Origin of the sequence: Amycolatopsis sp. NBC_00438, from assembly GCF_036026695.1 — a bacterium.
Taxonomy (GTDB): domain Bacteria; phylum Actinomycetota; class Actinomycetes; order Mycobacteriales; family Pseudonocardiaceae; genus Amycolatopsis.
Window position 1 is genome coordinate 1,985,234 of record NZ_CP107923.1, and the last position, 22,796, is coordinate 2,008,029.

20 protein-coding genes and 1 pseudogene are annotated in these 22,796 nt (G+C 72.2%); 9 read left to right on the forward strand and 12 right to left on the reverse strand.

Going from position 1 to position 22,796, the window contains the following annotated elements:
- The first annotated feature begins 75 nt into the window (after positions 1-75).
- From OG494_RS09520 to OG494_RS09540, 5 genes and pseudogenes are all read left to right on the forward strand, one after another.
- Positions 76-1,248 (forward strand): cytochrome P450, encoded by a 1,173-nt coding sequence (locus OG494_RS09520; protein ID WP_328458908.1) that lies wholly within the window; start codon positions 76-78, stop codon positions 1,246-1,248.
- Positions 1,242-1,957 (forward strand): annotated as a pseudogene (locus OG494_RS09525) (TetR/AcrR family transcriptional regulator). Before OG494_RS09520 ends, OG494_RS09525 begins: the two are co-directional and overlap by 7 nt.
- On the forward strand, positions 1,954-2,145 hold the full coding sequence (locus tag OG494_RS09530; RefSeq protein ID WP_328454012.1) for a ferredoxin: 192 nt from the start codon (positions 1,954-1,956) through the stop codon (positions 2,143-2,145). Before OG494_RS09525 ends, OG494_RS09530 begins: the two are co-directional and overlap by 4 nt.
- On the forward strand, positions 2,142-3,323 hold the full coding sequence (locus OG494_RS09535; protein WP_328454014.1) for an NAD(P)/FAD-dependent oxidoreductase: 1,182 nt from the start codon (positions 2,142-2,144) through the stop codon (positions 3,321-3,323). Before OG494_RS09530 ends, OG494_RS09535 begins: the two co-directional genes overlap by 4 nt.
- Positions 3,320-4,525, forward strand: a complete 1,206-nt coding sequence (locus OG494_RS09540) for a cytochrome P450 (RefSeq protein WP_328454016.1) — start codon at positions 3,320-3,322, stop codon at positions 4,523-4,525. Before OG494_RS09535 ends, OG494_RS09540 begins: the two co-directional genes overlap by 4 nt.
- On the opposite strand, the gene OG494_RS09545 is transcribed toward OG494_RS09540, so the two are convergent.
- Together OG494_RS09545 and lexA are read right to left on the reverse strand one after the other, a co-directional pair.
- Positions 4,515-5,117: a GNAT family N-acetyltransferase gene (locus OG494_RS09545; protein WP_328454017.1), complete on the reverse strand. Its 603-nt coding sequence runs from the start codon at positions 5,115-5,117 to the stop codon at positions 4,515-4,517. The genes OG494_RS09540 and OG494_RS09545 overlap by 11 nt on opposite strands.
- A gap of 21 nt (positions 5,118-5,138) precedes the next feature.
- Positions 5,139-5,795 carry a transcriptional repressor LexA gene (gene lexA / locus OG494_RS09550; RefSeq protein WP_328454019.1) on the reverse strand — a complete coding sequence of 219 codons (657 nt, stop codon included), beginning with the start codon at positions 5,793-5,795 and terminating at the stop codon, positions 5,139-5,141.
- 286 nt (positions 5,796-6,081) lie between these two features.
- On the opposite strand from lexA, the gene OG494_RS09555 reads away from it, so the two are divergent.
- Positions 6,082-6,600 carry a lytic polysaccharide monooxygenase auxiliary activity family 9 protein gene (locus OG494_RS09555; RefSeq protein ID WP_328454021.1) on the forward strand — a complete coding sequence of 173 codons (519 nt, stop codon included), beginning with the start codon at positions 6,082-6,084 and terminating at the stop codon, positions 6,598-6,600.
- Positions 6,601-6,780: 180 nt separating this feature from the next.
- Here the strand turns inward: OG494_RS09555 and OG494_RS09560 are convergent, their stop codons facing one another.
- Together OG494_RS09560 and OG494_RS09565 are read right to left on the reverse strand one after the other, a co-directional pair.
- The gene (locus tag OG494_RS09560) at positions 6,781-8,217 is read right to left on the reverse strand and encodes a flavin monoamine oxidase family protein (protein ID WP_328454022.1); all 1,437 of its coding nucleotides are present in this window, start codon (positions 8,215-8,217) and stop codon (positions 6,781-6,783) included.
- 151 nt (positions 8,218-8,368) lie between these two features.
- A complete protein-coding gene (locus tag OG494_RS09565; RefSeq protein ID WP_328454024.1) occupies positions 8,369-9,793 on the reverse strand; it encodes a DHA2 family efflux MFS transporter permease subunit in 1,425 nt (474 codons plus the stop codon).
- Between the two features lie 52 nt (positions 9,794-9,845).
- On the opposite strand from OG494_RS09565, the gene OG494_RS09570 reads away from it, so the two are divergent.
- Positions 9,846-10,598, forward strand: a complete 753-nt coding sequence (locus OG494_RS09570; protein ID WP_328454026.1) for a TetR/AcrR family transcriptional regulator — start codon at positions 9,846-9,848, stop codon at positions 10,596-10,598.
- A gap of 34 nt (positions 10,599-10,632) precedes the next feature.
- Entirely contained in the window at positions 10,633-11,181 is a 549-nt protein-coding gene (locus OG494_RS09575; protein WP_328454028.1) for a cysteine hydrolase family protein, read from the forward strand.
- A gap of 112 nt (positions 11,182-11,293) precedes the next feature.
- Here the strand turns inward: OG494_RS09575 and OG494_RS09580 are convergent, their stop codons facing one another.
- The 3 genes from OG494_RS09580 to OG494_RS09590 all read right to left on the reverse strand — a co-directional run bounded on the left by OG494_RS09580 (position 11,294) and on the right by OG494_RS09590 (position 12,540).
- Complete coding sequence (locus OG494_RS09580; protein WP_328454030.1) at positions 11,294-11,653, reverse strand: hypothetical protein; 360 nt, start codon at positions 11,651-11,653, stop codon at positions 11,294-11,296.
- Positions 11,654-11,755: 102 nt separating this feature from the next.
- Positions 11,756-12,142, reverse strand: a complete 387-nt coding sequence (locus OG494_RS09585) for a DUF4383 domain-containing protein (protein ID WP_328454032.1) — start codon at positions 12,140-12,142, stop codon at positions 11,756-11,758.
- Positions 12,139-12,540 (reverse strand): hypothetical protein, encoded by a 402-nt coding sequence (locus OG494_RS09590; protein WP_328454034.1) that lies wholly within the window; start codon positions 12,538-12,540, stop codon positions 12,139-12,141. The genes OG494_RS09585 and OG494_RS09590 overlap by 4 nt, the downstream gene beginning before the upstream one ends.
- A gap of 460 nt (positions 12,541-13,000) precedes the next feature.
- On the opposite strand from OG494_RS09590, the gene OG494_RS09595 reads away from it, so the two are divergent.
- A complete protein-coding gene (locus OG494_RS09595; protein ID WP_328454036.1) occupies positions 13,001-13,945 on the forward strand; it encodes an EamA family transporter in 945 nt (314 codons plus the stop codon).
- Positions 13,946-13,957: 12 nt separating this feature from the next.
- Here the strand turns inward: OG494_RS09595 and OG494_RS09600 are convergent, their stop codons facing one another.
- The 5 genes from OG494_RS09600 to OG494_RS09620 form a co-directional block, all read right to left on the reverse strand.
- Entirely contained in the window at positions 13,958-14,953 is a 996-nt protein-coding gene (locus tag OG494_RS09600) for an RNA polymerase subunit sigma-70 (protein ID WP_328454038.1), read from the reverse strand.
- Positions 14,954-15,041: 88 nt separating this feature from the next.
- Entirely contained in the window at positions 15,042-16,040 is a 999-nt protein-coding gene (locus OG494_RS09605) for a zinc-binding dehydrogenase (protein WP_328454040.1), read from the reverse strand.
- 134 nt (positions 16,041-16,174) lie between these two features.
- Positions 16,175-21,484 carry an RHS repeat-associated core domain-containing protein gene (locus OG494_RS09610; protein ID WP_328454042.1) on the reverse strand — a complete coding sequence of 1,770 codons (5,310 nt, stop codon included), beginning with the start codon at positions 21,482-21,484 and terminating at the stop codon, positions 16,175-16,177.
- 133 nt (positions 21,485-21,617) lie between these two features.
- The gene (locus OG494_RS09615; protein WP_328454044.1) at positions 21,618-22,034 is read right to left on the reverse strand and encodes a roadblock/LC7 domain-containing protein; all 417 of its coding nucleotides are present in this window, start codon (positions 22,032-22,034) and stop codon (positions 21,618-21,620) included.
- A gap of 89 nt (positions 22,035-22,123) precedes the next feature.
- The gene (locus OG494_RS09620) at positions 22,124-22,492 is read right to left on the reverse strand and encodes a hypothetical protein (protein ID WP_328454046.1); all 369 of its coding nucleotides are present in this window, start codon (positions 22,490-22,492) and stop codon (positions 22,124-22,126) included.
- Positions 22,493-22,796: the final 304 nt, after the last annotated feature.

Genomic DNA, 22,796 nt, shown 5'->3' on the forward strand with positions numbered 1-22,796 from the left:
TCGGTTGACTGCTGACGAACTGACGGCCCACCACGAGGAGGATGCACGGTGACCGACGAGGTCCTCAGCTATCCGATGCCGGCGCCCGCGGCGCTCGAACCGCCCGCCGACTGGGCGCGCCTGCGGCAGCGGTGCCCGGTCGCCGCCGTCCGGCTGCCCAGCGGCGACCAGGCGTCGCTGCTGACCCGCTACGACGACGTCAAGCAGGTACTGTCCGACCCGCGCTTCACCCGCGTGCTCAACGCTTCCGACGCCGCGCGCCTCACCGACTCCGAGTCCGGCGGGGTGTTCAACAGCGAGATGGCGAACACGCTGCCGCAGGAGGGCGAGGGCCACCAGCGCTGGCGCCGGATGATCAGCAAGTGGTTCACGGCCAAGCGGATGGCGGCGCTGCGCCCGGGCATCGCCGCGATGGCCGGCCGGCTCGTGGACGAGATGGTCGCGTCGGGTGCTCCGGCCGACCTCAAGGCGAGCGTCGGGTTCCCGCTGCCCGTCTGGGTGATCTGCGACCTGCTCGGCGTCCCGGACGCCGACCGCGAGAAGTTCGCGCACTGGTCGGACAACCTGCTCAACCTCACGCGCTACACCCAGGCCGAGACCGACGCCGCCCAGGCCGAGTTCGGCGCCTACATGCTCGCGCACGTCACGGCCAAGCGGGCCGAGCCGGGCGACGACCTGCTCAGCGACCTGATCACCGGCGCCGCCGAGCCGCTCCCGGACACGATCCTGGTGGCCACCGGCCAGGGGCTGCTCGTCGCCGGGCACGAGACGACGGCCAACATGATCGGCAAGATGCTCGGCCTGCTGCTGTCGGAGCGGGCGCGCTGGGAGCAGCTGCTGGCCGACCCGTCGCTGGTGCGCACCGCGGTGGAGGAAGCGCTGCGGTTCGACGCCAACCCCGGCATCGGCATGCCGCGCTACCTCGGCGAAGAGGTCCAGCTGGGCGGCGAGGTGCTGCCGCGCGGCACCACCGTCCTGTGCAGCATGGCGGCCGCCAACCGCGACGAAGGCGCGTTCGACGCCGCCGGCGAGATGGACCTGACCCGCAGCCCCAACCCGCACCTCGCCTTCGGTGCGGGCTCGCACTCCTGCCTGGGCCAGGCCCTCGCGCGGACCGAGCTGCAGGTCGTCCTGGAAGTGCTGCTGCGCAAGGTGCCGTCGCTGGCGCTCGCCGTCGAACCGGGGGAGCTGCGCCGCGTCGAAGGCCTCGCCGTCGGCGGCCTGCGCGAGCTGCCGGTGCGCTGGTGAAGACCGCCCGCGCGGACACCACCCGCGGGCTGATCCTGACGACGGCGGAGCGGCTGTTCGCCGAGCACGGCGTCTACGCGGTGTCGAACCGGCAGATCAGCGAGGCCGCCGGGCAGGGCAACAACACCGCGGTCGGCTACCACTTCGGCACCAAGGCCGACCTGGTCCGCGCGATCGCCCGGCGGCACACCGAGGGGATCGAGGTGACCCGGACCCGGATGGTCGGCGCCGTGCCCGCCGGCGCGGACGTGCGGACCTGGGTCGCGTGCCTGGTCCGCCCGGCGACTGACCACCTCGGCGCACTGTCCGGCCCGACCTGGTTCGCCCGGTTCGGCGCGCAGGTCATGACGGACCCGGCGCTGCGCGGGATCATGGTCGAAGAGGCGCTGGCCGTCCCGTTGCTGCACCGGACCCTGCTCGGCCTGCACGGCTGCCTGCCCGCCCTGCCCGCCGACGTGCGGGCCGAGCGTGCCGACATGGCGCGTCAGCTCATGGTCCACACCGTGTCATCCAGGGCTTCGCCCTGAGCCGGGGGCTCCGCCACCCGGACCCCCGAACGACCGGGTGTGCCGAACGCGAACGCGCGCTCGCCTTCGGTACTCCGACCCCGCGCGCCGGCTGGCACGCCGCCGGGACGGGCCTGATCGACGCGCTCGTCGGCCTCTGGCTCGGCCCGGTCACCACCACGAATGAAGGAGAGTTCCGATGAAGGTAGCCGTCGACACCGAAAAGTGCTGCGGCGCGGGAACCTGCGTGATGCTCGCCCCGGACGTTTTCGACCAGGGCGAGGACGACGGCATCGTCATCCTCCTCGACGAGCACCCCGCCGAGGAGCTGCACGCCACGGTCCGGGAAGCCGCGAACGTCTGCCCGGCCACGGCGATCACGCTCTCGTGAAGGTCGTTGTCGCCGGGGCGTCCGCCGCGGGCTTGGCGACCGTGGAGGCCCTGCGCCGCAAGGGGTTCGATGGCGAGCTGACGCTGCTCGGCGCGGACGCGCGGCTGCCGTACGACCGGCCCCCGCTGTCCAAGCAGGTCCTGTCCGGCGCCTGGGCACCGGAGCGCGCCCAGCTGCGGACGGCCGCCGTCCTGTCCTCTTTGGACGTCCACTTGCTCCTGGACGACCCGGCCGCGGGCCTGCACGCCGGCACGCGGACGGTGCGCACCGCCTCGGGCCGGGAGCTGGCCGCGGACGCCGTGGTCGTCGCCACCGGCGTCCGGCCCCGGCGCTTCCCCGGGCAGGACGGCCTCGCCGGCGTCCACGTCCTGCGGACCCTCGAAGACGCGCTCGCCCTGCGAGCCGGGCTCCGGGCCGCCGAACGGCTGGTGGTCGTCGGCGACGGCGTGCTCGGCGCGGAGATCGCCGCGACCGCCCGGAGCCTCGGCGTCGACGTCACCCTGGCCGGACCGCAAAAGTTTCCGCTGGAGAGCCAGTTCGGCCCGTTCGTCGGCGGCCTGCTCACCGCCCTGCACACCGCGCACGGCGTCCGGCTGCGGCTCGGCACGGCCGTCACCGGTCTGGACGCCCGCCACGGACGCGTCACCGGCGTCCGGCTCGACGGCGGCGAGGTACTGCCCGCCGACGTCGTGGTGGTCGCCATCGGCTCCGACCCGGTCACCGGCTGGCTCGACGGCAGCGGCCTGACCTGCGAGAACGGTGTTGTCTGCGACTCACGCTGCCGCGCCGCGCCCGGGGTGTACGCCGCCGGCGACGTCGCGCGGTGGCACCACGAAGGCCTCGATGCGTTGCTGCGGCTGGAAAACCGCACCAACGCGACCGAGCAGGCGATGGCCGTCGCCGGGTCGATCCTCGGCGAGGACCGGCCCTACGTCCCGGTGCCGTACTTCTGGACCGACCAGTACGACGTCAAGATCCAGGTCCACGGCGTGCTCCACCCGGCCGCCGAAGTGTCCGTCGTGGACGGTGACCCGGCGGCCGGCCGGTTCGTCGCCCGGTACCGCCGCGACGGAGCGACCGTCGGGGTCCTCGGCTGGAACATGCCCAAGCAGACCCGGTTGCGGCGGCCCGAAGTCGCCGAGACCCTCACTCGCGTCCACTGTGGAGGAACCGTATGACCAGCACGCCCGGGATCCCGGACTTCCCGATGACCCGCGCCGCGGGCTGCCCGTTCGACCCGCCGCCCGCCGCCCGCGCGTTGCAGGAGGAGGCCCCGCTCAAGCGGGTGAAGCTCTGGGACGGCTCCACGCCGTGGCTGGTGACCCGCTACGCCGAGCAGCGCACCCTGCTGGCCGACCCGCGGGTCAGCGCCGACATCTCCCGCCCTGGCTACCCGAGCCCCGCGCCGCTGCCGAAGGGCGGCAGCGGCATCAGCTTCATCCTGATGGACAACCCCGAGCACGCCCGGCTGCGGCGGATGGTCACGGCGCCGTTCACCATCCGGCGCACCGAGAAGATGCGCCCGGCCGTGCAGAAGATCGTCGACGACCAGCTCGACGCCATGCTGGCCGGCCCCAACCCGGTCGATCTCGTCGAGGCGTTCGCGCTGCCGGTGCCGTCGCTGGTGATCTGCGAGCTGCTCGGCGTGCCCTACACCGACCACGACTTCTTCCAGGAGAACAGCAAGGTCATCATCCGGCGCGACGCGAAGCCCGAAGAGCGGGCGGCCGGGCACCAGGCCCTCGTCGGCTACCTCGACGAGCTGATGGGCAAGAAGCTGGCCGAGCCGTCCGACGACCTGCTGTCGGGACTCGCCACCCGCGTCAACGCGGGGGAGCTGACCCGGGTCGAGGCGGCGCAGATGGGCGTCCTGCTGCTCATCGCCGGCCACGAGACCACGGCGAACATGATCGCGCTCGGCACCCTGGCCCTGCTGGAGCACCCGGACCAGCTGAAGCTGCTGCGGGAGGGCGACGACCCGAAGCTGGTCGCGTCGGCCGTCGAGGAACTGTTGCGCTACCTGAACATCACGCACAACGGCCGGCGCCGGCTTGCGTTGGAGGACATCGAGATCGCCGGCGAGACCGTGCGCGCGGGTGAGGGCATGATCATGGCGAACGACATCGCCAACCGCGACCCGGACGTCTTCCCCGACGGCGACCGCCTCGACCTGAGCCGCGACGCGCACCGCCACATCGCGTTCGGCTTCGGCGTCCACCAGTGCCTCGGCCAGCCGCTGGCCCGGCTGGAGCTGCAGGTCGTCTACAGCACGCTGTACCGCCGGATCCCGTCGCTCGCGCTGGCCACTGAGGTCGGCCAGGTCCCGTTCAAGCACGACGGGTCGGTCTACGGGGTCTACGAGCTGCCCGTCACCTGGTGAACTCGACCCGCATGACGAACCGCCGCGGGCTGGGGTGGGTGACCTCGGTGAACCCGGCGTCCTCGAAGACCTGCCGGGCGCCGACGTGCAGCTCGCCCCAGGTGACGGTCTTCCCGGGCCGGGTGACCATCGGGTAGGCCTCGAGCGCGCGGGCGCCGTGTCCGCGGGCGAACGGGACGGTGGCGCGGGCCAGGGGATAGGTGAGGCCGCGGCCGCGGAAGCCCTTGCGCACGACGAGGCAGGTGACGGCCCAGACGCCCGGGTCGTCCTTGTCCTCGGCGCGGCCCTTCCACGGGATCCGGGAGGTCCGCAGCTTCGGGAAGGCGCGCCGCGGCTCGACGGCGACCCAGCCCGCGGGCTCGCCGGCCACATAGGCCACGAGCCCGCTGGTGGGGCCCGGGGTGCCGCAGCCGGTCTGGGCCTCCTGGGCCTCGAGGCGTTCGTCGAGGGTGGAGTCCCGCCAGATCCACTCGGTGACCTTGAACCGCTGGCACCGGCACCGCTGGGCGTCACCGCTGCCGAAGATCAGTTCCAGGTCGGGCCAGGACGCCTCGTTGGCGGGCACGATCCGGACGTCGTCGAACGGCTCCATGCCCGCCATCATGGCGGGCGGTCAGAAGCTGCGCAGCACCGAGACGACCGTGCCGAGGATGACCGCGCGGTCGCCGTCGATGACCTCGTAGGCCGGGTTGCGGGGCTCGAGGTAGACGTGGCCGTCGCGGCGGCGGTAGACCTTGACCGTGGCCTCCTCGTCGATCATCGCCGCGACGATCTGGCCCGAGTGGGCTTCGCTCTGCTGCTTGACCACGACGATGTCGCCGTCGCAGATGGCGGCGTCGATCATCGAGTCGCCGCGGACGCGCAGCCCGAAGACGGTGCCGCGGCCGGTGAGGTCGCGGGGGAGGTTCAGGACGTCGTCGACGTGCTCCTGGGCCGCGATCGGCGTGCCGGCCGCGATGTCGCCGACCACCGGCACGGCGACCGAGTCGGCGCTTTCGCGGGGCCCGCTGTCCCGCAGGAACGCGCGCACGTCGAGCTGGCGCGCGACCGAGCCGCCGCGGCTCAGGAAGCCCTTGTCCTCCAGCGCCGCCAGGTGCTTCGACACCGACGACGAGGACCGCAGCCCGACGATCTCCGCGATCTCGCGGCTGCTCGGCGAATACCCGTGGTGCACCACGCAGTCCCGGATCGCCACCAGGATCCGTTGCTGCCGCTCCGGCAGGGCGGTGGTGTCCAGGTGCTCGAACGGATCGACGTCGTAGGTGGTCACGGGCGGAATCCTAGTGGTAGGCGCTCCGCGCGCCGCCGCCCGGTCCGGCCCGCCACGATCGAGTGAATCCCGCTCAGCGGAACAGCGGCGAATGGTTGGCGACTGACCAACATGTCTTGAGGATTGCCACCTGTTGACCTATGTCCGATTTCATCGTATGGTCTAGACCACAATTTTCCTTCGCTCGAACACCTTCCCGGCGCGGCGGGCCTCCTCGTGAGGTCCGGACCGCGGCTCCGCCGTGCCCGGCGGCGGGAAGGCGAGCCCGTCCCCGAAGGAGCTGGGTATGAAAGCCAACCGGAAACTGGTCGCGGCCGCCGCGGGTGTGCTGCTGGCGCCGGTGCTGGTGCTGGTCAACCCCGCCGGCATCGCGAGCGCGCACGGCTACGTCAACTCGCCGGCCAGCCGGCAGGCGCAGTGCGCCCAGGGCACCGTGTCCTGCGGGGAGATCAAGTACGAACCGCAAAGCGTCGAAGGCCCGAAGGGGCTGACCTCCTGCAACGGCGGGAACGCGCAGTTCGCCGAGCTGAACGACGACAACAAGGGCTGGAACGCGGCGCCGGTCGGCAGCACGGTGACGTTCACCTGGACCTTCACGGCCCGCCACAGCACCGCCGGCTATGACTACTACATCGGTGGCGAGAAGGTCGCCGGCATCCCCGGCAACAACCAGCAGCCGCCGGAAACCGTTTCGCACCAGGTGGATCTGAGTGGCCACACCGGCCGCCAGACGGTCCTCGCGGTGTGGAACATCGCCGATACGGCGAACGCGTTCTACTCCTGCATCGACCTGCAGGTGGGCTGAGCCCCGGGCCGCCCGGGAGCGCGCGGCTCCCGGGCGGCCCGGTCACCGCCATCGCCCAGCCGGGCCCGGCCACCATGCCGCCCGGAGCGGCCGACTCGCCGACAACGGGTTTCCGCAGTCGGCGCCGCTCGGCGTGTTGGCCACTCCGGTCGCCGTGTCGGCCGTTCGGGGAAGGGCGAATCAGGCCGCCGCAAGTTCCACAAAGGCCCGTACGCCGGATTCCAGCGCGTAGCTCATCGAACCGCCGTTGGGCTCGTAACTCGTGTGCTCGCCGGCGAAGTGGATCCGGCCCTCGGGGGCGCGGATCGCGGGCATCAGCTTGCCGTGGCCGCGTTCGGGCAGCACGTACGAACCCTCGATCCACGGCTGGTGGTCCCACGCCACCGACAGTCCCAGCTCGTAGTGCTCGCGGGCACCGGGGAACATCGTCTCGACGTGCTCCAGCACGAAGTTCAGCCGCTCCTCTTCCGTCATCGCCGCGACCGCCTTCGACCGCCAGCCGGTCATCAGCACCTCCAGGATGCGGCGCGGGCCGGGCTGGCTCGCCGAGGCGTCGCGGACCCAGCGCACCGGGAGATCGGTCGACACGCTCACGTTGTGCCCTTCCCAGAACTGCGACCGCATCTGCAGGTAGACGCGCACGATCGACGCGTACCGCAGCCGGCGCATCACGTCGATCTTCGCTTCGGACAGCCCGGCGTGGCTGACGTCGACGTGGCGCATCGCGCTGAACGGCACCGTGACGACGACCCGGTCGGCGGTCACCGTGGCGAGCCGGCCGTGGTCGAGGTAGGTGACCGTGACGGCGTCGTCGTCCTGGGCGAGGCGGACGACCGGGCTGCGGTACCGGATCCGCTCGCGCAGTCCGTCCGCAAAGGACTGTGGCAGCACGTCGGTGCCGCCGGCGATCTTGCCCCAGCCGTCCACTTCGCCCAGCAGCGAACGATGTCCGCTCTCGTGCCGCAGCCACGACAACGCCGACGCCGAGCGGAGATCGCCGCCGCGCATCTCCAGGAACAGCGGTTCCATCAGGTCGATCGCGGCCTGCGACGCGCCCCGGCCGCGCAGCACCTCCTGCACCGACGCGCGGTCGAGGTGCTCCATCTCCGCCGCCGGCGCCCAGTCCGGCGCCGCCAGGTCGGGGCCGAGCTCCTCGGCCGCCGCGGTGACGTACCGCTCGATCATGTCCGTGACGCTCATCCCGCGTTCGTGCTCGGCGAGCGGCAGACCGGCCGCGGCGAGCGAAGCCGGGTCGGCGCGCACGAACCGGCCGTTGACGAAGTAGGAGAAGTCCTGGTCCAGCAAGTCGGACCGGTCCAGTTCGACGCCGAGGAGTTTCCGGTAGTGCGTCACGTAGTCGCAGTGCGGCGTCACGGTCATCGCGCCCGCTTCGACGCGCAGGCCGTCGGCGAACGGGCTCCGCAGCGTGAACGCGCGGCCGCCGGGGCGTTCGGACGCCTCCAGGACCGTGACGTCGCACCCGGCGCGGTGCAGTTCGTGCGCGGCCGCCAGTCCGGCGAGCCCGGCTCCGACGACGACCGCCGACCGCGGTGGCCGCAGCCGCGGAAACCCCTCGTCGAGCTGTCGCCGCACCTCGGAACGCGTGATTTCTCGCATCTGTACCAGCCCCAAACGATTGCCCCCGAGAAACCATAGTAAGCAGCCGTCGGGGGCGACTGTCAACGTCGGGCGCGGAAAACCTTAGCTCGTAAGCATTCTTCGGCAGCCGTCGAAATGGTCTGGTTTGGAAACGACGGTCATCGGGAAATCATCGGACGTGCTTCGGGAGGAGCCAGACCAGCCCGAAGGTGACCACGTACAGCACGACGGCCAGGCCGATCACGAGTTCGCCCGCGCCGAGGAACGTGGTGCGGCCCGCCTGCGCGAAGAACACCGTGCCGAGCGCGGCGACGCCGATGGCGCCGGAGAACTGCTGGACGGCGTTGAGCATGCCCGCGCCGGTGCCGACCTCTTCGGTGGTGGCGTTGCCGAGGATGAAGTCGAAGATCGGGACGAACACGAGGCCGGAGCCGAACCCGATCAGCAGCAGGGACGGCGCCAGGGTCACGGACGTGAGGCCGCCGCCCCGGTGCGCGATGGTCCACCACAGGGCGAGCAGGCCGGCGACGGCGATACCCAGGCCCAGGTGCAGGGTGGTGCGGCCGAGCCGCTGCGTGAGCACGGCGCCGGCGAGCCCGACGGCGACGGCGCTGCCGAGCGCCCACGGGATCAGGGTGAGGCTGGTGTGCAGGGGAGTCCAGTGCAGACCGAGCTGCAGCAGCAGGTTGAACGCCAGCTGGAAACCGGTCAGTGACGCGAAGAACGCGCCCACGATGGCCAGGCCCGCGACAAAACTGCGGCTGCGGAACAGCGACGGCGTGATCACCGGGTGCGCGCTGCGCCGTTCCGAGACGACGAACAGCCCCAGGGTGACGATCGCCGCGGCGAGTGACAGGTAGGTCCACCACGGCCAGCCGAGCTCGCGGCCCTGGACCAGCGGGATGATCAACAGCGCCGAAGCCAGGGTGAGCAGGGTGACGCCGCCGACGTCGAGCCGGGCGTTCGTGTCCTCGCCGGTCCGGTGCGGCAGGAACCGCCGGCCCAGTGCCCAGGCGAAGACGCCGACCGGCACGTTGATCAGGAAGATCGAGCGCCACTGGCTGCCGAAGAGGTCGACGTGCAGCAGCCAGCCGGCGAGGATCGGCCCGGCCACGGTCGCGAGGCCCATCACCGGGCCGAACGGGATGAGCGCCTTGCGCAGCAGGTGTGGCGGGAAGACGACCTTCACCATCGCGAACCCCTGCGGGATCATCACCGACCCGAACAGGCCCTGCAGCACGCGGGCGGTGATCAGGAAACCGACGCCGGGGGCGAGCCCGCAGGCGAGCGAGGCGAGCGTGAACCCGGCCATGCCCAGCAGGAACAGCCGGCGCCGGCCGAGCAGGTCGCCCAGCCGGCCCGAGGTGATCAGGCCGATGGCGAAGGCCGCCGTGTAGGCGGTGAGCACCCACTGCAGGGTCGTCTCGCTGCCGCCGAGGTCGGCGCGGATGGCCGGGCCGGCGAGGGTGGCGATCGTCGAGTCGATCACGTCCATCACGTCGGCGATGAAGACGACCGCGAGGACGAGCCAGGCCTTCCGGAGGGGGAGCGGAGCGGTGCTCGACGCTCTTAACGAACTTTGTTCGACTGTCACGAACTAAGTTCTACGACTGGAACATAGTTCGTGTCAAGGTAGGCTCGGCCACATGCCAGTGGATCCCGAACGACGCCGCGCGGCCCGGCACGCCCAGCCGGCCGTCTCCCCGGAGCGGCAGCCGCGCCGGAAACCGCCGATCACGGTCGCCCGGATCACCGACGCGGCGCTGGAGGTCGTCGCCACCCAGGGCTACGACGCCTTGACGATGCGCAGCGTCGCCGCCGTGCTCGACACGGGACCCGCCTCCCTGTACGCGCACGTCGTCAACAAGGCCGACATCGACGAGCTGATCATCGGCCGGCTCTGCAGCCAGCTGGTGCTGCCCGAACCCGACCCGGCGACCTGGCGCGCGCAGATCCTCGACGTCTGCGCCCAGATCCGCGACCAGTACCTGCGCTACCCCGGCGTCTCCCGCGCCGCGCTGGCCATGGTCGCCACCAACCTCGACGTGCTGCGCGTCAACGAGGGAATGCTGGCCGTCCTGCTCGCCGGCGGCATCGAGCCGCAGACCGCGGCCTGGGCGATCGACGCCCTCGCGCTCTACGTCAGCGCGTACGCCCTGGAGAGTTCCCTGGTCGCGCAGCGGCAGAGTCATCAGGGCGACGAATGGGTGGTCGGGCGCGACGAGCTGGTGAGCCGGTTCGCCGCGCTGCCCGCCGACCGGTTCCCGCAGATCCGGCGCTACGCCGCCGAGCTGACCTCCGGCACCGGGCACGAGCGGTTCGACTTCACCCTCGGCACGATCGTCGACAACCTCACCCGGCGACGCCCCGCTGCCGAGGCCGCAGTAGGTTCTAAGTAATCAGTTGAAGACTTAACCTGCGAAGGGGCCGACGGTGGCCAAACACGCTCTCCTCGTCATGGACGTCCAGCCGGTGGTCGTGGACCGGTACCCCGATCCCGCCTACCTGCCCCGCCTGCGCGAGGCGATCGAGGCCGCCCGGGCGAGCGGCACGCCCGTGATCTACGTCGTCGTCGGGTTCCGCCCCGGTTTTCCGGAAATCAGCTCCCGCAACAAGATGTTCGGCGCGCTCGCCGGCTCCGCGGCGCCGATGGACGAAAAGCTCACCCGGGTCCACCCGGACGTCGCCCCCGGACCCGGCGACCTCGTCGTCACCAAGCGCCGCGTCAGCGCGTTCGCCGGCAGCGACCTGGACGTCGTGCTGCGGGCGGGCGGCGTCGACCACCTGGTGCTCACCGGCATCGCCACCAGCGGCGTCGTGCTCTCCACCCTGCGCCAAGCCGCGGACCTCGACTTCGGCCTCACCGTCCTGGCCGACGGCTGCCTCGACGCCGACCCCGAGGTGCACCGGGTGCTGACCGAAAAGGTGTTCCCGCACCAGGCCGAGGTCACGACCGTGGCGGAGTGGGTCGCCGCCCGCTAGCTGTGATGTCCGGACAGCTCCACTTCACATCCGGTGGCCTTCACCTGTCTGCACGACAGGCCGTCACCCCTCACCTCAGCCCGGGACAACGTCCCTGGCCATCACAGTTAGCTCAGCGCGGCGGGTACGGCGGCGCCGGCGGGGCCGGCGGGTAGGGCGGGTAGGGCGGAACCGGCGCGGTGGGCCGGGAAGAGCGCTGGCTGCCGATCAGGACGAAGATCGCCCCGCAGATCGCGATCCCGGCGCCGGCGACGGTCAGCGTCAGGTCGCCCGTGATCTCGGCCTGCGTCTCCGGCAGTGAGCCGACGGTGTAGTCGCACCGCTGCACGCTGTTCTGCGCCGAGCAGGTCCAGTCCGACGAACTCGAGGTGGGGTTGCCGGCCAGGGTCAGCGCGGTGACCGCACCGGCCACCAGCAACACCATCCCGGCCACGAACAACAGCGCCCCGAACACCGCCGAGAGGATCCGCACGAGTCCCGCACCTTCCGTTCCCTGATCGATCGCGGCGATCGTAAGCACCTACGCGCGGGCGCGGAGGCGACTTCGGGGAATCGGCCCGGATCGTGATCGGGGCTACGCGGTCCTGCGGCTGCGCGTGACGATCCCCGCGGCGAGGACGACCGTGCCGAGGACGACGTGGAACAGGTGGTCGCCCGTCATCAGGTGCAGCGGCCCGACGTGCCACCCGCGGTCGGCCGCGGGGTCGCCGAGCGCGAGACCGAGCGCGCCGAACGTCAGGTAGCCGGCCCCGAAGACGAGGCAGAACAGCTTGGCCCCGCCGCGGAATCCGGCGTAGAGCGCGACCAGTCCGGTGACGAAGTGCAGGAGCGTGTGCCAGCGGCTCGCCGTATCCCCCGAAAAGACCGCGATCGGGCTGGTCGCGACAAAAAGGACACCGAGGATCCGGCACGCCCACCGGGCCACGTTCGCGGTGCGGTGGGTCGCGGGCCGGACGGTCACGACACGACCGGCGGGACGGAACCGGGCTCCCGGCGCCGGAACCCCTGTACGGCGGCGATGATCCCGGCGATCGCGGCGCCCCACAGGCCCACGGCCATGACCGCGGTGCCGGCCGCGAGGCCGGGATTGCCCTCGCCGAAGTTGCGTAGCACCAGGGCGAATCCCACCCCGCCGATCCACAGCGAGATGAGCGTGGCCAGCAACGGGCTCCACCACCACTTCGCGGTCAGCACGACCAGGGCGCCGAAGGCCGCGATGATGACGATCCCGGGCGGGAACGCCGGGAACTTCCCCGGATCGGCGATCCACTGGATCACCAGGCCGGCGACGCCGGCCCCGAGTCCCGCCAAGGCGATCCGGGCGGCGGTGGTGCGGCCGAGTACGTCGAGTCCAGTCATGGGGACAACTGTGTCGGCGGGCGGCGGTCCTGCCATCCGCACCGGCGCGTAACCGTGCCGTACGTTGACCGACGTAGGCCCGGTGGCTCGACGACGATGCCGTGCCGGACACCCTCGCCCGGGCGAGCGGGTACGCCGCTCCGCTCGCCCGCCGCGAGACGCTGCCGGAGACGTCAGTGCGCGAGTGGCTCACCGCCGGCTGCCACAGCTACGTCGACTTCGCGCCGGCCGCCCCGGCGATGTTCCGCCGCAATCTGATCTACGCGACCGACCCCGGCACTCTCGGCCGCGTCGCCGTTCCGGGCGGTTCAAGGCAAACGCGGCGTTCGACGTCCCGCTCGTCTCGGCGCGGTCGCGGAACCTGTTGCGTGGCAGTACTTCGCAAAGCGGCCGTGCGCCGGACACCGCCGTCCCGGAAAACCGCTGTTCCGGTCCGGGGAGTCGGAGGCACACTGCGAAGGTGGCCACAGTGGACAAGAGCGCGCCGAGCCGGGCGCGGGCGACCGGGCTGAGCCTGACCTCGTGGGTGCTGTTCGCGAGTTCCGGCCCGGTGGCCAAGGCCGTGCTGGCCACCGGGTGGTCGCCGGGCGCGGTGACGGCGGTGCGGATCGGGCTGGCCGCCGTCCTGCTCCTGCCCGCGGTCGGGGTGCTGCGGCCGCGGGCGCTGCGGTTCCGCCGCGGCGACCTCGGGCTGCTGCTCGGGTACGGCCTGCTCGGCGTCGCCGGGGTGCAGCTGTTCTTCTTCGTGGCCGTGGCGCGGGTTCCGGTCGGGGTGGCGATGGTGCTGGTGAACCTGGCGCCGGCGCTGGTCGCGCTGTGGGTGCGGGTGGTGCGGCGCACCCGGCTGCCCGGGCCGGTGTGGCTGGGCATCGCGCTGGCCGTGGCCGGGCTGGCGCTGGTCGCGCAGATCTGGCAGGGCGCCCGGCTCGACCTGCTTGGCGTCGCGGCCGGGCTGGGCGCGGCGATCTGCTCGGCCGGCTACTTCCTGCTGGGCGAGCACGGCGCGAGCAGGCACGACCCGTTCGGCCTGACGGCGGCCGGGCTGGCGATCGGCGCGGTCGTGGTGCTCGCGGTCAGCCCGCCGTGGGCGCAGCCGCCGGGGTCGTTCTCCACCCCGGTGGTCCTGGGCGATCTCCGGGTCCCGGTGTGGGTCGCGCTGGTGGCGCTGGCCGTGGCCGGCACCGTGCTGCCCTACCTGGCCGGGCTGGAGTCCCTGCGCGTGCTGCCCCCGGCCGCGGCCAGTGTGCTGGCCCTGGTGGAACCCCTGGTCGCCGCGGCGCTGGCGTGGCTGCTGCTGGGCGAGGCCCTCGGCCCGGCCCAGCTGGCCGGGGCGGTCCTCCTGCTCGCCGGCGCGATACTGGTCCAGCTGGCCGGGCCGAAGCCGCGGCGGCCGGCCTGGCCCTGACGCCGTCCCCGATCAGTCGTCGAGCACGTCCGGAAAGCCGAACAGGGCGGGCAAGGCCGGATCGTGGAACTCGACCACCCGGACGATCCCGGTGGACGTCGGGGTCAGCACCACGACGCCGTGTGCGTGGAGCGAGCCGCCCTCGTCGCGGTGGTACACGGCGGCCGCGGGCTGGCCGTTGGCCGCGGTGGGGAGCAGCCGCCAGTCGCCCGGCGCCCCCAGCACGTGGGTCCCGAGCAGGTGAAGGCACTTCACCCGGCCCGCGTACCACTCGCGGAACGGCGTCGCCTCCAGCGTGGCGTCCGTGCGCAGCACCTGCTCCAGCAGCGCGGGGTCGGCGCGCTCGAACGCCGTGATGTAACCGTCGAGCAGCGCCCGCGCTCGCCGGTCGGCCGGTTCGAGCAGCTTCTCGCGCTCGGGTTCCCGTTCGTCCAGCCGGGCCCGGGCGCGTTGCAGGCCGCTCTTCACCGCGGCCGCGGTGGTGCCGAGGATCTGCGCGGTTTCGGCCGCGGAGAACGCCAGCACCTCCCGCAGGATGATGATCGCGCGCTGGCGGGCGGGGAGGTGCTGGAGGCTCGCGACGAGCGCCAGCCGCAGCGACTCGCGCGCGACCGCCGTCGCGGCCGGATCGTCGGCGGCCGCGGCGATCCACCGGTCCGGCACCGGTTCCAGCCACGCGACCTCACCCGGCGCGACGGGACCCGGCGGACGGTCGGGTCCGTCGTAGGCACCGGTCAGGCCCGAGGGGAGGACCCGGATCCGGCGGGGCGCCACCGCGCTCAGGCAGACGTTGGTGGCGATCTTGTAGAGCCAGGACCGGATCGACGCACGGCCCTCGAAGCCGGCGTAGGACCGCCACGCCCGGAGGTACGTTTCCTGCACCAGGTCTTCGGCGTCCTGCGCGGAGCCGGCCATGCGGTAGCAGTGCGCCAGCAGTTCCGGGCGGAACCGCGCGGTCTCGGCGGCGAACCGGTCCTGGTCCGCCGCCGCGGGTTCCCTGCCTGCCATGTGCGTCTCCTCCTGCGGGGTGGTCCCGCCGGCCGGGACCTGCACCCTGTACGACCGGGACGCCGGGGCAAAGGAATCGAAGCCCAGGTCAGGGCCGTAGGGCCAGTTTGCCCACGGTCGCCCGGGCTTCCAGTTCCGCGAGGGCCTTCGGGCCGTCCGCCAAGTCGTAGCAGGTGGGGTTCGCGGGGGCGAGGACGCCGGCGCCGACGAGGGCGGACAGCTCGCCCATGACCTCGCCGAAGAGCCGCGGCGCGGCCTGGATCAGCGCGCCGAGGTTGAACCCGATGAGGTGGATCCGGTGCCGGTACACCAGGTCCTGGTTGGTGATCGCGGCTTCTCCGCCGGCCACCCCGTAGACGACGACCCGGCCGGTGACCGGCTTGGCCGCGGCCAACCCGGGGGTGAAGGCGGCACCACCCGCCGGCTGCAGCACCAGATCGGCCCCCGCGCCGCCGGTCAGCCGCAGCACCTCGGTGGTGAGGTCGCCGTCGACGGAGTCCAGCACGTGGTCGGCGCCCAGGGCCAGCACCGTCTCGTGCTTGCCCGGCGACGCGGTGGCGATGACCGTCGCGCCGTAGTGCTTGGCCAGGGTCACCGCGGCCTGGCCGGTCGCGCCCGCGGCCGCCTGGACGAGCACGGTCTCCCCGGCGGCCAGCCGGCCCAGGGGCCGGAGCGTGGCGAGCGCGGTGGGCCAGTTGACGACCAGGCCGAGCGCCTGCTCGGCGCTCCAGCAGGCCGGCACCGGCGTCGCCGCGGCCGCGGGCAGCACCAGGTACTCGGCGAAAGCCCCGTCGCCGACGCCGACGACCCGGCTGCCGAGCGGCGGGCCGGTCACCGGCTCGCCCGCCGCCACGACGTCACCGGCGGCTTCGAAGCCCGCCAGGTACGGCGGTGTCGGGCCGCCCGGGAACGTGCCGTACGCCTTCGAGATGTCGGCGAAGTTGACGCCGGCGGCGGCGACCCGGATCAGGACTTCACCCGGGCCGGGACGCGGTACCGGCGCGCCGGTGATCAGGCGCATGTCCCGCGGCCCGGCCGGCGAGGTCTGCTGCAGGGCACGCATGGTGGCGGGAACGCTCACGGTCATCGGGTCTCCTCCGGCTCGCCCGGCCCGTCCGGCGGGCCGCGTCGGCGAAGAGGTAGACCGTGCTCACCGTGGAAAGGAATCGCCCGCCGGCGGTCCGGTCCGGGCCACCGCGGCCCGGACCGGACCGTCGGAGATCAGGGGCCGACGTCCATCGCGTCGGGGTCGTTCTTCCTCGTCCAGTAGTCGGCGATGTCCTGGTCGGTGATGTTCTTGAGCTGCGGCGGGTCGAGGTCGCCGCGGTCGAGGGCCGCCCAGTCGTCGGCCGTCGGGTTCTTGTAGAAGCCGCCGTAGCCCGGCCACTCGCCCGTCCGCGCCGCGTCGCGGGCGCCGTGCATCTCGGCCGCGTCCCACTTGTCGATCGGCTTGGTGGTCACGTGGTCGGTGCCGGGCACCGAGTGGCCGCCGGCGGGCACGGCCTGGCCGGCCTGCGGGTTGTACCGCATGCCTTCGCCGCTGGAGTGCATGTCGTCGATCATCTTGTGGTACGAGTCGTCGGCGATGGCCATCCGCTTCTGCTCGGCGTCGTAGGCCGCCCGGTCCGGGTGGTTCGGGTCGGCCTTGACGGCGTCCCGGCGGTCCTGCTCGGCCTTCGCCGCGTCCGCGGTGTCCTTGTCGTACAACGGGTGGTCTTCGTTGTGGACGTGGTTCTTGTCGTTCCCGTGGTAGACCTGATCGGAGAAGCTGTGCGGGTTGTCGTAACCCGCCTTGACGGTCTGGGAGTTCTGGAACCCCTGCTGGTGCCCGTAACCGAGCTGGTTGAGCTGGACCGCGCTGCTCGGGTCGTTGGCCTCGAGGGCGTTGCGCTGCGCGTTCCGGTACGAACCGAGGCGGTCGTCGTAACCGAGCTTGTCGTCCTTCGTCGTGTTGGGCGAGTCCCGGACGTCGCCCTTGGTGAACCCGGACTCGTGGTTGTCGCCACCCTTGCCCGTGCCCGGGTGGTACCGGTGGTTGGCGTAGTCCTCGTAGTAAGCGTTGGCGTTGTTCTCCAACGGTTTGCTGCCCTTGTCCGCCCGCGAGCCCTTCGCCGCGCCGTTGTCGGTCAGGATGTCGTAACCGGCGGCGTGCTCGGACTGGTGCGTCTTGTCCCCGTCGATCTTGAAGTCGTACTTGTCGTCGAGGCGCTTGCGCTCGGCGCCCCGGTCGCCGTAGGTGCTTTCCGGGTACTTGCGCTTGCTCGTCGACGGCCCGGAGTTCCCCCGGGCGTAGGGGTGGGCCTGGGCCTTGGCGGCCGCGGCCGCGCAGGGCGTGGTCCGGGTCGGGGCCAGGCCGAGCGGGTCGATCATCGCGGTCGGGTTGCCGACGTAGGCCAGGGAGTCCGGTGCCGGGGTCAGGCCCAGCGGGTCGTGGGACAGGTAGCGGCCGGTCTCGGGATCGTAGTAGCGGTAACGGTTGTAGTGCAGCCCCGTCTCCGGGTCGTGGTACTGGCCCGGGAACCGCAGCGGCGTGCTCGCCGTTCCGCCGGCCGAGACGGCCGGGCCCCACAACGCGGTGTGCAGGTGCCCGGCCAGCGCGCCGGTGTCGTCGACCAGTTCCGCGGGCGCGCCGACCAGGTCGGAGACGATCGCGTGGAACCGGTCCGCGGTGCCCGGGCCGAGCACGCGTTCGGTCTGGGTGAGCGGGACCCGCACGCCGGGCGCGTACTCCCACACCGTGGCGACCGGCGGCTGGCCCGGTCCACTGTGGACCTGTTCGGCGGGAAGCTGCCCGTCCCAGGCGAATTCGACCTGTTCGGCGACACCGCCGGTGGCGTCGAGACGCTGCTTGGCGATCCGGCGGCCGAACGGGTCGTAGCGGTAGCGCCACACCGTGCCGTCCGGCGTGCGCACGCCGAGCAGCCGGTTCTCCGCGCTCCACTCGTAGGTCCAGCGCTGCCCGCCGCGTTCGCGGGCGACGACGCGCCCTTCCCCGTCGTGGCGGTAGCGGGTGGCGCCGGCGGAGGTGAGCAGGGTGCCGGCGTAGGCGCGGGGACCGGCGGCTTCCGGCGCGCCGGACCAGGCGGCCCCGGTGAGGGCCCCGGTCGCGTCGTAGTCGTAGTTCTCCTGCCAGCGCGGGCCGCGCACCGCGCGGACCCGGCCGGTGGCGTCGACGTCGAGGGTGCGCGGCCCGGAGAGCAGGTCGGTGACGCCGGCGAGGTAACCGTCGGGCAGGTAGCCGTATTCGCGCCGCTGCAGGGTGTCCGCCCCGCGGAGCACCGTCTGCGCCGACAGCTGCCCGGTGGGCGTCCAGTCCTGGCGCAGCTCCGCCACCGGTCCGGCGCCGTTCTGCAGGCTGCGCACCGTCTCGCGGCCCGCGGCGTCGTAGCCGAAGCGCAGGGTGCGCCCGGCGGTGACCAGCGTCCTCGGGCGGTCGGCGGGGTCGTAGCCGACCACCGACTCCGCACCCGAGGGCGTCCGGCGGCTCACCCGGCGCCCGAGCGGGTCGTAGCGGGAGTACACGACCCGGCCGTTGATCGACTCGGACAGCACACGGCCGAGCGCGTCGTAGGTGAACCGGACCTCGCTGTGCCCGTTGGCCGCCGACAGCATCCGGTCGGCTCCGTCGTAGGTGAACACGGCGACCTCGTCGGCGCTGCTGCGCCGCACGACCCGGCCGAGGCTGTCGCGCTCGAGGGTGATGGTCTGCCCGGCGCCGTTGGTGCGGTGCGCGAGCCGGCCCGCGGCGTCGTAGCCGTAGCGCAGGACACGCCCGTTGTAGTCGGTCTCGCCCACCTTGCGGCCCGCGGCGTCGTACTCGTAGCGCCACACCAGGCCGCGTTCGTTGGTGACCGAGGTGAGCCGCAGCTCGGTGTCGTAGCCGTACTTCAGCAGGCCGCCGTCGGGGCCCCGCTCGCTGACCGGCAGGTCGAAGTGGGCGTACTCGATGCGGGTGACGCCACCGCGCGGATCCGTCCGCTCCTCGAAGCTGCCGCGCGCCGTCGAAGCCAGCTGCTCGATCGCGCCGTCGGCGTCGCGCGTCTGCACGAGGTGGCCGGCGGCGTCGCTGACCATGGTGGTGGTGTTGCCCAGCGGGTCGGTCCGGCTCGTGGTGTTGCCGAGCGCGTCGTAGCCGTAGCGCCACACGGCGCCGTCCGGTTCGGTGACGAGCACGGGGAGCCCGGCGGCGTTGGCCTGGATCCGGGTGACCCCGCCGAGGGCGTCGGTCACCGAGTCCACGGTGCCGGTGAAGGGGTCGTAGGTGTAGGAGGTCGCGGCGCCGCCCGGGTCGACCGTGCGGGCGAGACTGCCGCGCCGGTCGTATTCGTAGCGCCACACGGCGCCGTCCGGGCCGGTCACCGCGGCGGGCCGGTGCCGCTCGTCGTACTCGACGACCATGCGGCTGCCGTCGGGACGCGTGACCGCGGCGAGGTTGCCGATCTCGTCGTAGTCCCAGCGCGTGACGTTGCCGAGCTCGTCGGTCTCGGCGAGCACCCGCCCGAACCGGTCCCGCTCGGCGCTGGTGCTGTGGCCCAGCGGGCCGGTCTGCCCGATCACCCGCAGCCGCTCGTCGAGCCGGTAGCGGGTGACGGCGCCGAGCGAGTCGGTGACGGTCGTGACGCCGGGCTCGTAGGCCAGCGTCGTGTCCAGGTAGCCGCCGGCGCCCTGGGCGCGCACGCAGCGGCCCTGGCCGTCGTAGCCGTAGCCGTACCAGCGGCCGTTGACGTCGTCCCAGCGCACCAGCCGGCCGTCGGCGTCGTAGGTGAACTTCTGCGGCGTGCCGACCGCGTCGGCGACCTCGACCAGCCGGCGCGCGGCGTCGTAGCGGTACTCCGCCACCGGGACGGGGGAGCCCGCGGTGCGCAACGCCGTGACGAGACCGTCGGCGCTGTCGATCTCGACGCGGTAGCCGCCGGAGTGCTCGATCGCCACCGGCACACCGTCGCGGTAACGCAGCACGATCCGGTTGCCCGCGCCGTCCACGACCGCGCGCAGCGGCAGCGTGGTGTCGCCGCGACGGGCCGCGAAGTAGCGCATCCGGTCGGACTGCGGGTCGCCGACGATGTAGCCGTGCCGGACCCGGCGCAGCGCCAGGTACGGGCCGCTCTCGGGGACCACGGCCTCGACCCCGCGCGGGACCGGGTAGCGCAGCAGCGTGCCGTCGGACAGGGCCAGGTGCAGCCCGTCGGCCTCCACTTCGAGCCGCTCGTCCAGTGTCGAGGCCCACGTCGGGCCGAACAGCCGGCCCGCCCGGTAGGTCGACAGGTGCGTGCGCTCGACCACGAGCGGCAGCGCGCCGGGCAGCGAGATGTCCTCCTGGACCACCATCACCGCGCCGGTCGCGACGTCGATCGGGTCACCGCAGTCGGTTTTGTCCTTCGTCTGCGTGGTGTGTTCGTCCGGCTTGGGGTTGTTGTCCGTGATCCGCGACCCGTCGCCCTTGGGGTCGCCCTTCGGCGTGCTCGACGGTGTGGTGTCCGCGTCCGGGCCCTTCGACGCCGGCGGCGGCGTCGGGTCCGGGCTCTTCGGGGTGTCGTCGGGGCCCTTCGACGCGGGCGGCGGGTCGGTCTTGGGCGGCGGCGCGTCCGCACCCGAGGAGTGGGTGCCGTCGCCGTCACCCTTGGCGCCGGACGGTGTGGTGGAGTCCCCGCCCTTCGGCGTCGGCGGCGGGTCGGTCTTGGGCGGCAGCGCGTCCGGCCCGCCTTTGCCCTTCGGGCCGTCCAGACCCTTCGGGTTGCCCTTGATGTCGATGCTCTTCGGCGGCGGAGCGGCCTTACCCGGCTTGATGTTCCGCAACGCCTTCGCCGCATCCGAGAACAGGTCACCCGCGCGCTTGAGCAACGGAACCAGCGCCTTCAACGCCGTGACCAGCCGCTTGACCAGGTCGGCGATCTTCGACGCCGTTTTCGCCACGGCGCCGATCACCTGCGGCACCACCCACGTCAGGCCGATGCCGAGGGTGAACACGACCTGCAACGCCCAGCTGATCAGGTGCCCGATCAGCTCCGCGATGATGTCCCGCACCAACGCGCGCACCGCGGCGACGACTTCACCGGCGGTCTTCACACCGCTGGAAGCGCCTTCACAGCCCTTCTGCGCGGTGTTCAGCAACGTGACGGTGTCGTCGGCGCGCTGGCGGTAGCTGTCCCCGGCCGGGCCGGTCCAGGACACGGTGTCGGCCTTGACCATCCCGGTCAGGTCCTCGCCGATGCTGCCCAGCTCGGTCGCGATGTTCTTCCAGGTCTCCGACTGCGCGGCGATTTCGTCGGCGTTGCCCGTGAGCCCGTTGAGGGCTTCCTTGAGCGGACCGACGTGCTCCATCAACCAGCCGACCCCGGCCGCGAGGACCGCGCCGAACGGGTCCATCGCCATCGACAACGCGTCCAGCGCGGTGCCCACCGCGCCCATCGCGACCGAAGCCCAGTCACCCGACTCGATCGCGGACTTCAGATCGGCCGCCGACTCCAGCAGCGACACCCCCGAGTACGCCTTCGTCGAGTCTTTGGTCTCCGCGACCAGCGGGTTGCTCACGTACGGCCCTTCTCTCCACCAGTCGACCTACGACAAGTGAAGTTAACAAGAAGGACCGGCGGGAACTACGTGAACCCCGGGGAATGCCTCTTCGACCAGCCGATCGTGCCCCCCGCACGAGCGAAGCCGGGACCTACTCCGGCGCGGGCCGGGTGGGCCGTGAACCCCCTGGTGCCAGGGGGGTGTGCCGCAGCAGCGTCAGCGCCTGCTTGGCGGCCAGGGTGAACAGCCCCATGGTGATGTCCGGCTGGCCGAACACGACGAGCAGGAGCGACGATTCGACGGGGAAGACGCAGACGTAGCCGGAGCTGCCCTCGAACATCGCGGAGCGGGATTCGCCGATCCTGGCCTGCGCGGTGAACTGCGCGGCGAGCCCGATGGCCGCCGCCGACATGGCGGCGACGCTGTCGGCTTCGATGGCGTCGGTGTCGTTGGCCAGGACCAGGCCGTCGTGGGTGGCCACGAGCAGCCCCACGACCTGGTCGACCTGGTTCCGGATCGCGCGGAGGACCTCGAGCGTCTGGGCCGAGTCGGGGGGCGGGCTCGTCACCGCAGGCTCCGGCGGTGAGCTGGTGTTCGCGGACGGTTTGCGGATCGGCAGCGGTGCACTGAAGTGCTGGCTGTGCGTGTCGGTACCTCTCATACGGACAGGCTGGTCTCGATGCGCTTGAGGCTGTGCCGGGCGAGCGCGAGGTTCGCGCGTTCGCGATCCAGCACGAGGTAGAGGAACAGGGTGGAGTTGCCGCGGGCCGACAGCGGCCGGATCACGTGGTACTGGCGGTGCAGGGTGATGAGGATGTCCTCGATGGCGTCGTCGAGCCCGAGGGACGACATCACGCGCAGCTTCGCCCGGACGACTTCGGTGTTGCCGGCCGCCGCGACGTCCAGGTCGAGCCAGTCGCCACCGCCCGCCGACCCGAGCGACATCCCGCTGTCGTAGTCGACGAGGGTCGCGCCGACGGCGCCGGGAATGCTCATCGCTTCTTTCAACGCCAGGTCGATCGTCATGAAAAGGGGTTCTCCTGTCGGACGTTCCGGTCGAGTTCGGCAATCGACGAGCCTGGGCGCGAGAGTTCAGGGGTCGCGTATCGGCAGTTGGTTGCGTAGGCACGTGACGTTATGTGTCCGCGGAAGTTCTGAGTACGACCGTTCGGAGCAATTTGCCGGCATCGTTTCGATTATTTCCGGCGAACTCGCGGCGCGTAGCGGGCTGTGAAGGCGTGGTCACTCCGGCCGCTGGAACCGTCCATAGTCCCTGGTAGTGCCGAGTACGCCACGGTTTTCGCGACTCGTCCGCGTGCCCGGCCGCCCG